Source organism: Roseburia sp. AF42-8, assembly GCF_003435965.1.
Taxonomy (GTDB): domain Bacteria; phylum Bacillota; class Clostridia; order Lachnospirales; family Lachnospiraceae; genus Roseburia_C; species Roseburia_C amylophila.
In genome coordinates this window covers 1-12,631 of the sequence record NZ_QTVB01000005.1, presented here as the reverse complement: position 1 = coordinate 12,631, position 12,631 = coordinate 1, and the positions used below count along the sequence as shown (strand labels likewise).

Here is a 12,631-nt window from a genome sequence, read left to right as displayed (position 1 = left end):
GTTTATTAAAGAAGATATTTAATGGAGAGGGAAAATGCTTTTTTGTGGGAGAAAAAGGAAACATAAATTTCATATAGTACAGGCATTATTAGCGGTAACACTATTACTTCTGCTGTCTTTTGCACAGAATGCGAATGCAAAAGAGCAGGAAAATGGTGAAGAAATTTATGAAACAGAGATAGGTGAGTTAGAGCAGAGTACAGAAGAAACAGAGGACACAGAAGATGTAGATAATACAGAAGAAAACAAGATAGCCTTTTTTTCACAGACTTATGGAAGTGGCACGATTTCACTGGGCAGTTATAACGGTGGAGGAACAATTTCTTTGACAGAGGATGTGACAGCTTCAGGCATTTGTCAGTTAAATGGTGTTTTGGATATTGATTTGAATGGCCATAAGATGACGATGCAGAATAACGCAAGTTTATGTTATGCAGCGATAATGCAGTACTCAATATCCGGGATTCTGCCGGTGGAGGTGTCATTTACGCATCCTGTCAGTTAATCTGGATCTATAGTGGCGGCACAGTAAATTTATATGGTGGAACATTGGAAGGGGAGAATATGACAAAGCTTCCACAGAGTGGTGGCTGCGTGAATTTATCCAGAAGTAATATGGGAACACCGGTATTCCACATGTATGGTGGAGTTATACGTAATTTCCAGGCATCACAGTATGGCGGTGCAGTATATGTGGCAAGCACTTTCTCCGGGAAGAAACCGTCTTTTTATATGTATGGAGGTACAATTGAAAATTGTAATGCATCAGAAGGAGCTGCTGTTTATGTAGATGATTCCGGAGATGGACCAGGCTATTTCTATATGAAAGGTGGAACGAAGAAAGAAGAGGGCGGTGAAAGCAAGGCTGTGATACATTGCGCAGCTATAATGGAAATAAGACTAAAAATGCCATATATAATTATGGATATTTTGGAATAGAGGGTGTTATAGATATAGAAGGAATTGTATATCTGCACCAGAATAACTGGGCAAGCACGACGAAGCATTTTATTAAGGTTACAGACAGGCTTGTTGTAGTGGGAGATGGATATATAGATATTGATTCAGCATATCCCAACAGTAATGCAGTCTGTACCGGACATACAGTTATTGAAAATGCGACACAGACCGAAGGAACTTCGCAAAATCCAATCTCACAGGAAGAATTTTATACTTATTCCAGTTATTTTATTAATTCTACAAAAGGATTGATGATTTCGGCGGGATTTGACCCGACGAAGAATGAAATGGCTGGAAAGGAATATCCGTCCAACTGGCCGTCTTATCAGGCAGATTTGTACAGCAGGAAGTATACCTATAAAGATGTAAAGGGACAGACCATGCTGATTCAGGCTTCTGATTCACCAGGAGACAAAAGACAGATGCAGAATTATAATTATCTGATTTATACAGAACGGGATAAATTAGAGGAAGATTATGCTGTGTACTATAGTATCAAAATATCAAAACGGGATATTGGAACGGATGACAGATTAAATGGGGCTGTATTTTCACTTAAGAAAAAGAATATAGCGGAAGACGGAACAGTGCGTTATGAAGATATCGGAATAAGTGGAACAACCGGTATGGAAGAAGATGGCGTGGCGGCCGGTGAAACTTATATTTATCTGGATGCTGAGAAAATGGGAAAGTTAATGGTAGATGATGGAACTTATGTTTTGACAGAGGATACTGCGCCGGATGGGTATGTGGCAAGAGGTGAATTAGCTGTTATTGAAATTAAACATAAGCTGGATGAAAGTACCGGAAAGACAGTATCAGTTGTAGAAGTGGTTGCCAATAACAAAGTGCTTGGAACGTCTGAACAGGTAGTGAATTCTACATATGGCGACAAAGGAATGCTGGTGAATAAAGAAATTGTGTTTACTTTGAAAAATTCTACGGAACTGTTAGAAGAAAATATAGATTATACCATTCAGGTAGATAAGTACCGTGACACAGAATACCAGCAGAGACTCTCAGGAGCGCGTTTTGAATTATATACAGCAGAAGAACCGGTTACACTGGTGGCAAACGGAACAACAGATACAAATGGAACGGTAAAACTGTTGGATTTATATGGTTCAGAATTTAGCTGCTCAAAAGGAGCCCATTATAAATTAAGAGAAGCAGAAGCACCGGAAAACTTTTATTTAATGTCAGATGTGATAGACATCAGAATAAAAGAAGAAAATCAGGTATTTATCAATGATGTTTTATTAGAAGACGGAAATACACTTTCCGGGGCAGATACAGGTGGCACAACAGAATATGGAAGCTGGCGTGTAACAAGACAGGAAGATGCCATAGTATTTTCTGTTTATGATGAGGAAAAACCACCGACATGGACTTTGCAGGCAAGAAAATATGGAACAAAGGTAATGGATGCATTGGCTTTGTCTGGTGCAGAATTTACATTATATCAGGTGGAAGCATCCGGCGAAATGGAAATTATATCGCTTACAAGTTCAGATGGAACAGATGGACATGAAATTGGAGAATTAGAATTTACAGATACAAATGGAAATTCATTACAGTTTGCATGTAATACAACCTATATTCTGCGGGAAACACATGCTCCTGTGGGATATGAAATAATGGAAGATATTATCTTAAGTGTAAATGAGGATGCTTCACAAATAGAAGTAACACAGAGTGGAGCAGGTTATGGAGAAGCATCATATGATGCGGTAAATAGGGTATTAACACTTTCAATTATAGATAAAGCAGTATATCGTATGCCAGAAACAAAAAGCGGAGGGCTCTATCCGCTTGCGGTTATCGGTACACTTTTCATGAGTTTTTTTGCCGTACTAATGCTGGTGATTTCCCAACGTCAGCAAAAAAGTATAGGTTCTTCCCCAATCAGTAGTATAACTTAGTTTTTTTTAAATTCCCTAAAAATGTAAGAATGATTGACAGTGTTGATACGAATTGGACGATTGCAAGGCGGCTTTGAGCACCGCTTTGATAATTGTCTGAACAAGTAAAGGAGAGAGAATATGAAACAGAGAGTAAGAAGATGGAAGGCAATGATGATGGCAGTAATGCTGGTATTTAGTATAATTCTGCCGGCAAAAACGGTTAGGGCAGCAGATCCTACCACCACAATTCAGGTAACCGGAATTGAGGAAGGATGCAATGTTTATGCATATGCAGTTGCAATTGATGCAGTAGATGCAAATGGAAATCATTACTGGAAATACAATCCGGAAGGAAATGTTGAGTCGAGAGTAAAAGATGGCAAAGTGGATACAGATGATCTGGTTTATTTTTATATGAATCTGAATTCAACAATGGGAGTTGATGATTGGGATTTACATGATGGAGAAGGAGATGCTGTTGTAGATAAGACCGTATTACATATGCAATATAATGCTGCAGATGCTTCCTATAGTGTATCAAATGTAAAACCTGGTTTATATGTAATCGCGGCAAATAAACAGGTCAAAGAATATTCTTATAGTGGTAATGTGGTTGCAGTAAATTATCAGTACAGCGGTACTGGAATAGCATCTATTGCAGATGAAAATGGAGTGATTCATGTAGCAGCAAAGAAATCCAGCGATCCAACCATGAAGAAGGAAGTAATTGAAAATGGAAATGCATATAAATATGGGGATGCAAATATTGGAGATACAGTAGAATTTAAGATTACAATGACAATTCCGGATTATCAGGGTTCCTGGTTATCTGATAAGTTACATTATAATATTAAGGATTCACTTACAGATGGACTGACTCTGGATGTAAGTTCTATTAAATTAGAAGGAACATCTATCAATGATTTATTTGTAGCAAATAAGAAATGTACTTCAACCAGTATTACAACCTCCACAAGTGGTTTTACATTAGATTTATATGGTGAGGATGTTTATCAGTATGCAGGAAATACGATTGTAATTACTTATCAGGCACAGGTAAATGAGAAAGCAAAAGTAAACTTTGATTCAGATGAGAATAAAGCAACTTTAAAGTATTCTACGGTAGCATCCGGTACTGATATGAGTGATCCGATGCAGGATATCACACATCATTATACATTTGGATTTGATACTCTGGTAAATGGAACTGGTTCTGAGAAAACTACAGAGATTACCAAATATGGTGTAAAGACAACGACAGAACTTGATAATAAAGTAGCACTGGACGGTGCACAGTTCCAGTTATTTGATGCAAATGGAAAGCAGTTATATTTTACCAGTGATGGTGAATATACTACCGAGACAAGTGGAACATATGATTATATTGTATCAAAAAACAATGGTCAGCTGACAGCAACCGGTCTGGATGCAGGTACATATACTTTAAAAGAGTCCAAGGCACCATTGGGATATGCATTGGATAAGACTACTTATACGATTGTAATCACACCGACTTATAATGAACTGACAGGAGAATTAAAGAATTATACGGTAAGAGTAAATGGCGCAACTGGAAATTCTATTACTTTTACACATGAAAAGCTGGATAATGGAACAATAAATACAACAGACAATGCTGCAAATGCAGATACGTTTGGAATTAATAATACACCACTTATTACCTTACCGGAGACAGGTGGAGCAGGAATGATTGCACTGACTGTTGCAGCAGTTGTCTTAATGGCAGGATTTGGAACAATGTTTGTTTCATTGAGAAAAAGAAAACAGGTAAAATAATTAAGAGAGGGCAAAGTAGAATGAAAGAATCTGTACGTAAAACATTAATGTTTCTCATGGCAGTTGGCTTTTTGACAGGCTTTGCCCTGCTGCTTTATCCAATGTTTTCTAATATGTGGAACGAGTATAATAGCAAATTAAAGTTTGAAGAATATCAGTATGAAAATGCAGAAAAAGCGGAGGATACCAGTTTAGAAGAGGAGTGGGAGAAAGCAGCGGCATATAACGAGCGGTTGCAGCCAATTGTAATTCCTGATAGTTTCATTCAGGCAGAACAGGAGGAAGTAACACAGCAGGATAGTGAATATATGTCCTGCCTGAATCAGAATGGGGATGGTATGATGGGTTATCTGTCTATTCCGAAGATTGGCGAAATTATACCTGTATATCATACTTCCAGAGAAGAGGTATTACAAAAAGGAGCAGGACATATCCAGGGTTCATCGCTGCCAATCGGTGGAACTTCAACACATGCATCCATAGCAGCGCATCGGGGAATTCCAGGAATGTCCCTGTTTACAGACCTTGATTTACTGGAAGAAGGAGACCAGTTCTACTTATATATATTAGATGATATTCTGGCATACGAAGTAGATCAGATAGAAACTGTGATGCCGGAAGATACAGAGATTTTAAATGTAGAAGAAGGGAAGGATTATGTAACGCTGGTTACCTGTACGCCATATGGTGTAAATACGCAGCGTTTATTGGTGCGCGGACACAGAGTGCCTTATGTAGAGGAACAGGAGAAGGAGCAGGAAAGACAGGCAAAGAAAAGCATTCATACGAATTATCTGGCATGGATTTTTATTGGAATAATAGCTGCTATAGGCTCCATTGTAATATGCAGAAGTATCATCTGGATGATAAAGAAAAAAAGCAGCCATGGAACAAAAGGGAGAAAGCACAGGAATAAAATAGTTTGTAAAATACTATTCATAATGATATGTTTTGCTGGTCTGCAGCCAGAGAGTGTACGGGCAGAGGAGGATATTCCGGTATCGGAACCATGTTCTATTACTTTTGAAATTCCCAATGCATACCGTGCAGCTTTAAAAGAGCAGAAGCTGGAGCTTAGGCTATATCGCATTGCAGATATTACAGAGACAGGGGAATACCGTGATTTAGAAAAATATTCCGGGTTAAATATACAGGAGTTATCCGTGGAATCATCCGCCCGTGAATATAAGAAAAAAGCAGAAGATGTGGCGGCATCTCTTGGGGTTACCAAATGGGATGAGAGTGCAAAGACAGAACCGGATGCAGAGATTGAACTGACAGATAATACAGGAAGCAAGGATGGAATGGAAGCCGGAGTATATTTAGTTTGCATGAAACCGCTTTATTTATCCGATGAAGTCTATCAGGCAGATCCGTATCTGATTACACTGCCTGGTTTTATGGAGAATATCGAAAAAACAGGTGATGGAAAGTATGTCTGGATGAAGGATGCGGTAGTGGATTTAAAGCTGGCAAGGAAGGCAGTTTCAAGACCTCAGGAACCGCAGGAAGAAAGGGAGAAACCTGTGACTCCACTGGAAACAGAGGAGATTAAGACAGGCGATGAGACGGAATGGCAGCAGACTTTCGTATTACTGGCAGCTTCTGGAAGCATATTGGCTGTATTGTTGTTTTTAGGAAAAGTTTCATTGAGGAGAAAACGGGATGAGAAAAGAACTTCTGGACGAATTGATGATAATATCGGAGGAAGAAAAGAAGTATAAATCAGGACAAAGTACGGTGGAACAAAGTCTGTATGCGAAAGATAACCTGACAGAGATTGACAGAAAAAGATTACTGCAGCGTGGAAAGTTGATTACGGTACGTCCACACAGCCGGTTTGTGGATTTCCCGGAACATAGGCACAATTATGTGGAAATGATGTATGTGGTACAGGGCAGTATTACACATTATATAGAAGGAAAAGAACTGGTACTGCGTAAAGGAGATGTGCTGATGCTGAACCAGCATGTGTCACATGCAATAAAAAGGGCTGAGTATGAAGATATTGGAATTAATTTTATTGCATTACCGGAATTTTTTGAAGTTCCACTTACGATGCTGCATGAGAAAAATGTACTGGCTGATTTTGTAATTGGTGCAATGCGGCAGAAGAATCCGGTTGCCCATTATCTGCTATTTCGTTTAAAAGAAGATTTACAGGTGGAGAATCTGATGGAAAATATGATAGAATCCATGCTACATACACATTGTAATGAAGATATTGCAAATCAGTATACCATGGGGCTTGTATTTTTATATCTGTTGAATCATCTGGAAAATTTGAGCCATAACTCATCCCTTGATTATAAGGAAACTGTTGTACAGGCGGTGATGGAATATATTAACAGTGATTGCCAGAATGCAAATCTGACTAAGATTGCGGAAGATACCCATCAGTCGATGACAGTATTGAGTAAATTGATGAAGCAGAAAACAGGATATACATTTCAGGAACTATTGCAGAGAAAACGGTTTCAAAAGGCAGTATATCTGTTAGTAGAGACTGAACTTACGGTGGAGGACATTGCACTGGAAGTTGGTTATGAAAACCAGAGCTATTTCTATCGGCAGTTTCAGAAACGCTATGGAATGACACCAAAAAAATATCGTGATTTACATAAGAAAGACGTGCATATAAGAATTTAAAACAAGGAAAATAAGGACAGTTTTTTGGTCTAATGAGAGGCTAAAAAACTGTCCTTATTTTTGTTAGATTTAGATTAACGAACAGGAAGAAGGAGTGTGAAAATGAATACAAAATATTATCTTGCAGTGGACATTGGCGCATCCAGTGGCAGACACATGCTGGCACACTTAGAGGATGGAAAAATAGTTTTAGAAGAAATCTACCGCTTTTCTAATGAAATGATTGATCGGAAAGGTTATAAAGTGTGGAATGTCAGAAGACTGTTTCAGGAAATTCTTTCAGGAATGAAAAAGTGTGCGGAACTTGGAAAAATTCCATATAGCATGGGAATTGATACCTGGGCAGTGGATTATGTGCTTTTAGATGAAAATGACAGAAGAATTGGTGAAACAGTTGCTTACCGGGATAAGCGGACCTATGGAATGGATGAAGAGGTATACAAATTAATAACGGAAGAACAGTTATATTTGAGAACAGGAATCCAAAAACAGATTTTTAATACAATTTACCAGCTGATGGCATTAAAAAAGAAAGAACCAGGCCAGTTAGAACGTGCAGAAACTTTTTTGATGGTTCCGGATTATTTTAATTTCCTGTTAACAGGCAGGAAAGTGCAGGAGTATACGAATGCAACTACAACACAGCTGGTAAATCCGGCAACAAAAGACTGGGATGATGAACTAATTGAAAAGCTTGGAATAAAGCGGAATATCTTTCAAGAGATAAAAATGGCAGGCTGTGAAGTCGGAGAACTTGAACAGGAGATTCAAAAACAGGTGGGATTTAACTGCAAGGTGATTCTGCCACCGACACATGATACAGCATCAGCAGTTGTAGCAGTGCCGTCCCGGAAAGAAGAGACCTTATATATCAGTTCTGGTACATGGTCTTTGATGGGAACAGAACGGCTGCAGGCAGATTGCAGCAAAGAAAGTATGCTTCACAATTTTACCAACGAAGGCGGTTATGGATATCGTTATCGTTTCTTAAAAAATATCATGGGATTGTGGATGATACAGTCGGTTCGAAAAGAACTTGTTCCGGATATGAGTTTTGCGGAAATCTGTGAACTGGCAGAGAAAGAAGAAATAACCTCGCTGGTAGATGTAAATGATGAAAGATTTTTAGCACCGGAAAGTATGGTAGAGGAAGTAAGAAGTGCTTGCTGGGAGACGCTGCAGCAGGTTCCAAAGACAATCGGAGAAATAGCGGCTGTTATTTATAACAGTCTGGCAAACTGTTATGCCATGGCAGCAAAAGAGATAGAAATAATTACCGGACAGAAATATCAGGAACTCCATATTGTTGGAGGTGGTGCAAATGCAGATTTTCTGAACAAACTGACAGCAAAATATACCGGAAAAACAGTTCTGGCTGGACCGACAGAGGCAACGGCATTGGGAAATATTTCCGTACAGATGATTACAGCAGGAGAATTCGCTGATTTGAAAGAAGCGAGGGAGTGTATTTATCATTCCTTTGAAATTAAATTATATAAAGCATAGAGAAGGAGATTAGAAAGTATGACAAGTTACGAAATGGCAAAAGAAAAATATGCCGCATGGGGAGTAGATACGGAAAAGGCAATGGAGCAGTTAAAAAAGGTTCCGGTTTCCCTCCATTGCTGGCAGCTCGATGATGTAATGGGATTTGATAATGATGGTGCATTGACCGGTGGAATCCAGACAACAGGAAATTATCCGGGAAGAGCGAAGACACCAGAACAGCTTATGGCAGATATGGAAGAAGCAATGAAACTTATGCCGGGTACAGCAAAATTAAATATTCATGCGTCTTATGCTATTTTTGAAGAAGGCGAATTTGCAGACAGAGATGCTTTAGAGCCGAAGCATTTTGCAAAATGGGTTGCTTTTGCAAAAAAACATCATATGGGAATTGACTTTAATCCTACATTTTTCTCACATGAAAAAGTAAAGAATGGATTGACACTTTCCAGTCCCGATGAGGAAATCAGAAAATTCTGGATTGAACATGGAAAGGCATGTATCCGCATTTCGGAGTATTTCGCAAGAGAAACGGGAATGCCTTGCGTTATGAATATATGGACCGGAGATGGTTTTAAGGATGTGCCGGCAGACCGAATGGGACCACGCATGAGATATAAGGATTCCATAGAGCAGATATTATCAGAACCATATGACAAAAATCTCGTAAAACCATGCGTGGAATCGAAAGTCTTTGGCATCGGAGTAGAATCTTATACGGTAGGTTCTGCAGAATTTACGTTAAGCTTTGCTGCAATGCATGAGGGCTGTATGCCGCTTATGGATAATGGACATTATCATCCACAGGAATATGTTTCAGATAAAATACCTGCAATGTTGTGCTTTTATCCAGAATTTGCATTACATATTACAAGAGGAGTGCGCTGGGATTCCGACCATGTTCTTTTGCTGGATGATGAAACAAAGGAAATGGCAAAAGAGATTGTAAGAAATCAGGCACTGGACAGGGTGTATATGGCATTGGATTATTTTGATGCAAGCATTAATCGTGTTTCTGCACTTGCAACAGGATTCCGAAGCTGGCAGAAGGCTCTGCTTATGGCTTTATGTACTCCGAATGAACAGTTGAAGAAATTACAGGATACCAATCAGCTGGGCAGATTAATGGTAATGCAGGAGGCAGTAAAGATGCTTCCAATTGGAGAAGTCTGGGAAGAATATTGCAGACGGGAAGGTGTTACAGATGATGCACATTTCTATGATGCAATCGAAAAATATGAAAAAGAAGTATTGGTAAACCGTAACTAGAGAACATACAAACAATAATAGTTGAGAAAGAAAAATATCAGAAAGATATAATAAGAGGAAAAGAGAGAATGAAGTTTTTAGATGCAGAATTTGTACAGGGATTCATCCGTATGGCAAATGATGGCTGGGAACAGGGATGGCATGAAAGAAATGGCGGTAATTTATCGTATCGTGTAAAACCGGAAGAAGTAGAAATGGTAAAAGAAAATTTTAATAGTAAAGAATGGCAGCCAATCGGAACATCTGTGCCATATCTTGCAGGAGAATATTTTCTGGTAACTGGAAGCGGCAAGTATTTTCGAAATGTGATTTTGAAACCGGAAGATTCCATCTGCATGATAGAACTGGATGAAAAAGGAGAAAATTACCGTATTGTCTGGGGACTGGTAAATGGTGGAAGACCAACTTCTGAATTACCGAGTCATTTGATGAATCTGGAAGTAAAAAAGAAGAAAAATCCAAATTACCGGGTTGTATATCATGCACATACCACCAATATTATTGCTCTGACCTTTGTTCTTCCACTGGATGATAAAGTATTTACAAGGGAACTTTGGGAAATGGCAACAGAATGTCCGGTTGTATTCCCGGATGGAATTGGTGTTGTTCCGTGGATGGTGCCAGGCGGCAGAGAAATAGCTGTTGCTACCAGCAAATTGATGGAAAATATGACTTGGCAATCTGGGCGCATCATGGTACGTTTGCGGCAGGAGAAGATTTTGATCTGACATTTGGACTTATGCACACAGCTGAAAAATCAGCAGAGATACTGGTGAAGATGTTATCTATGCAGAGTAAGAAACGTCAGACCATCCAGCCGGATGAATTCCGGCAGCTGGCAAAAGATTTTAAAGTAACATTGCCGGAAGAGTTTTTATATGAAAAATAGAAAGTAATCGTTTTTGCTGGAAAAGTATTCAAAACACAGGTCTGTTATGGCTTGCACATCCCTTCCCAAGATGATAGAATAAAGATGACATTAGAAACATAGTGTTGGGGCGATAAAGAGTAGATAGGGGAAAGAATGGAAAACAAATTCTGTTACCTGAAAGGGCTTGTGGACTGCAGTTCGGGACAGATTCAGGACTGCAATGTAAAGCATGTGTCCAGGTGTCCGCGGGAAGAAGACATGGCTAAGAAGGAGAGCCGGCAGGCGTTCTGCTACTTAAAAGGACTGGTAGACTGTGCTCCGTGTGATGTGCAGGACTGCAATATTAAGAGAGTGCGTAGATGCCCGAGGGAAAACTAAGAATCGCTGCTGAAAACGGAAAATCTGTTTTCAGCAGTTTTTTACGAAAGAAGAGAACCTATTTGTATGCGAAAACAGGGGGCTATCATGAAACAGACCGAAAGACCAATTGCAGTATTTGATTCAGGTGTAGGTGGAATAAGTGTATTACGTGAACTGGTACGCCTGATGCCAAATGAAAATTATATATTTTTTGGAGATTCTAAAAATGCACCTTATGGTGGAAAAAGCTTAGAAGAGGTGCGGGAACTTACGGAATGCCATGTAAGACATCTTCTGTCGGAAGGAGCAAAAGCAGTAGTGATTGCCTGTAATACAGCAACCAGTGCAGATGTCTCGATTTTGAGAAAAGAATATCCGGATGTACCGGTGGTTGGAATTGAACCTGCATTAAAGCCTGCAGTACAGTTTATGGAGCATCCACGGGTACTTGTTATGGCAACGCCAATGACAATCCGGGAAGAAAAATTTCATCGTCTTATGGCACGGTATGAAAAGGATGCGGAGATTTATCCGCTGGCATGTCCCGGAATTGTGGAATTTGTTGAACGTGGAGAATTAAACAGTGCAGACTTGAAGGCATTTTTATACAGACTGTTGAAACCATATTGTGAGGGAACAGTGGATGCAATCGTTTTGGGATGTACCCATTATCCTTTTGTAAAGGATGCAATAGCAGAAGTAATGGGGAATACGGTGGAATTTTTTGATGGAGGTGCTGGTGTGGCACGGGAGACCAGACGGCGGCTTATGGAAAAGGAATTATTGTATACCGGAGACAGAAAAGGCAGGGTAATATTTGAAAACAGCGCGGCAACACTGGAAAAGCTGCAATTGTGCGAAACATTACTTAATTCTAAATAAAATATAAATTAAATGGGAATAATTTTTTAGATTTTTTTAGAATCCTTTTCGAAAGCTGACACACTTTAGACACATTTCATGGATATAATGGATTTATCAAATGAAGGAACGAAAAATTAAAAAACAGATTTCCTTTCGTTTGAGAAAAAAGTGGCAATAATTTCCTTTTAATAGATGAAACATTTTCATAACTAAACTCCTCGAAAAAACAGTCCGGAAGGGCTGTTTTTTCATGCTAAAAAGAAGGACTGATTTTTAATTGTGAAAAAGTAACAAAAAAATCTGGAAAATATATAAATATTAAGTAACAAAAAAAGAAAAAATAGTCCGGAAGGGCTGTTTTTTCATGCTAAAAAGAAGGACTGATTTTTAATTGTGAAAAAGTAACAAAAAAATCTGGAAAATATATAAATATTAAGTAACAAAAAAAGAA

The 12,631-nt window shown here is 38.9% G+C and carries 10 protein-coding genes and 1 pseudogene; all 11 read left to right on the top strand.

Features of this window, described 5'->3' with window-relative positions; all coding sequences use genetic code 11:
* The first annotated feature begins 34 nt into the window (after positions 1 to 34).
* The 11 genes and pseudogenes from DW059_RS03300 to murI all read left to right on the top strand — a co-directional run bounded on the left by DW059_RS03300 (position 35) and on the right by murI (position 12,198).
* Positions 35 to 505: a hypothetical protein gene (locus tag DW059_RS03300; protein WP_117697673.1), complete on the top strand. Its 471-nt coding sequence runs from the start codon at positions 35 to 37 to the stop codon at positions 503 to 505.
* Positions 427 to 939 (top strand): hypothetical protein, encoded by a 513-nt coding sequence (locus DW059_RS03295; RefSeq protein WP_158551992.1) that lies wholly within the window; start codon positions 427 to 429, stop codon positions 937 to 939. Before DW059_RS03300 ends, DW059_RS03295 begins: the two co-directional genes overlap by 79 nt.
* Entirely contained in the window at positions 876 to 2,882 is a 2,007-nt protein-coding gene (locus tag DW059_RS03290; protein WP_117697669.1) for a prealbumin-like fold domain-containing protein, read from the top strand. The genes DW059_RS03295 and DW059_RS03290 overlap by 64 nt, the downstream gene beginning before the upstream one ends.
* A 120-nt stretch (positions 2,883 to 3,002) precedes the next feature.
* On the top strand, positions 3,003 to 4,661 hold the full coding sequence (locus tag DW059_RS03285; protein WP_117697667.1) for an isopeptide-forming domain-containing fimbrial protein: 1,659 nt from the start codon (positions 3,003 to 3,005) through the stop codon (positions 4,659 to 4,661).
* Positions 4,662 to 4,681: 20 nt separating this feature from the next.
* Positions 4,682 to 6,385 carry a class C sortase gene (locus DW059_RS03280; RefSeq protein ID WP_117697665.1) on the top strand — a complete coding sequence of 568 codons (1,704 nt, stop codon included), beginning with the start codon at positions 4,682 to 4,684 and terminating at the stop codon, positions 6,383 to 6,385.
* The gene (locus DW059_RS03275) at positions 6,327 to 7,310 is read left to right on the top strand and encodes an AraC family transcriptional regulator (protein WP_117697663.1); all 984 of its coding nucleotides are present in this window, start codon (positions 6,327 to 6,329) and stop codon (positions 7,308 to 7,310) included. The genes DW059_RS03280 and DW059_RS03275 overlap by 59 nt, the downstream gene beginning before the upstream one ends.
* 102 nt (positions 7,311 to 7,412) lie before the next feature.
* Positions 7,413 to 8,816 carry a rhamnulokinase gene (gene rhaB, locus DW059_RS03270; RefSeq protein WP_117697661.1) on the top strand — a complete coding sequence of 468 codons (1,404 nt, stop codon included), beginning with the start codon at positions 7,413 to 7,415 and terminating at the stop codon, positions 8,814 to 8,816.
* 18 nt (positions 8,817 to 8,834) lie between these two features.
* Entirely contained in the window at positions 8,835 to 10,085 is a 1,251-nt protein-coding gene (locus tag DW059_RS03265) for an L-rhamnose isomerase (RefSeq protein ID WP_117697659.1), read from the top strand.
* Positions 10,086 to 10,153: 68 nt separating this feature from the next.
* Positions 10,154 to 10,974: pseudogene (gene rhaD / locus DW059_RS03260) on the top strand (rhamnulose-1-phosphate aldolase).
* 135 nt (positions 10,975 to 11,109) lie between these two features.
* Positions 11,110 to 11,334 (top strand): hypothetical protein, encoded by a 225-nt coding sequence (locus tag DW059_RS03255; RefSeq protein ID WP_117697657.1) that lies wholly within the window; start codon positions 11,110 to 11,112, stop codon positions 11,332 to 11,334.
* Between the two features lie 87 nt (positions 11,335 to 11,421).
* On the top strand, positions 11,422 to 12,198 hold the full coding sequence (gene murI, locus DW059_RS03250) for a glutamate racemase (RefSeq protein WP_117697655.1): 777 nt from the start codon (positions 11,422 to 11,424) through the stop codon (positions 12,196 to 12,198).
* Positions 12,199 to 12,631 lie beyond the last annotated feature (433 nt).

Bases quoted from the DNA above. Each gene is read 5' to 3' on its own strand.
- DW059_RS03300 (WP_117697673.1), top strand. From the start codon at position 35: ATGCTTTTTTGTGGGAGAAAAAGGAAACATAAATTTCATATAGTACAG.
- DW059_RS03295 (WP_158551992.1), top strand. From the start codon at position 427: ATGTTATGCAGCGATAATGCAGTACTCAATATCCGGGATTCTGCCGGT.
- DW059_RS03285 (WP_117697667.1), top strand. From the start codon at position 3,003: ATGAAACAGAGAGTAAGAAGATGGAAGGCAATGATGATGGCAGTAATG.
- DW059_RS03280 (WP_117697665.1), top strand. From the start codon at position 4,682: ATGAAAGAATCTGTACGTAAAACATTAATGTTTCTCATGGCAGTTGGC.
- DW059_RS03275 (WP_117697663.1), top strand. From the start codon at position 6,327: ATGAGAAAAGAACTTCTGGACGAATTGATGATAATATCGGAGGAAGAA.
- rhaB (WP_117697661.1), top strand. From the start codon at position 7,413: ATGAATACAAAATATTATCTTGCAGTGGACATTGGCGCATCCAGTGGC.
- DW059_RS03265 (WP_117697659.1), top strand. From the start codon at position 8,835: ATGACAAGTTACGAAATGGCAAAAGAAAAATATGCCGCATGGGGAGTA.
- DW059_RS03255 (WP_117697657.1), top strand. From the start codon at position 11,110: ATGGAAAACAAATTCTGTTACCTGAAAGGGCTTGTGGACTGCAGTTCG.
- murI (WP_117697655.1), top strand. From the start codon at position 11,422: ATGAAACAGACCGAAAGACCAATTGCAGTATTTGATTCAGGTGTAGGT.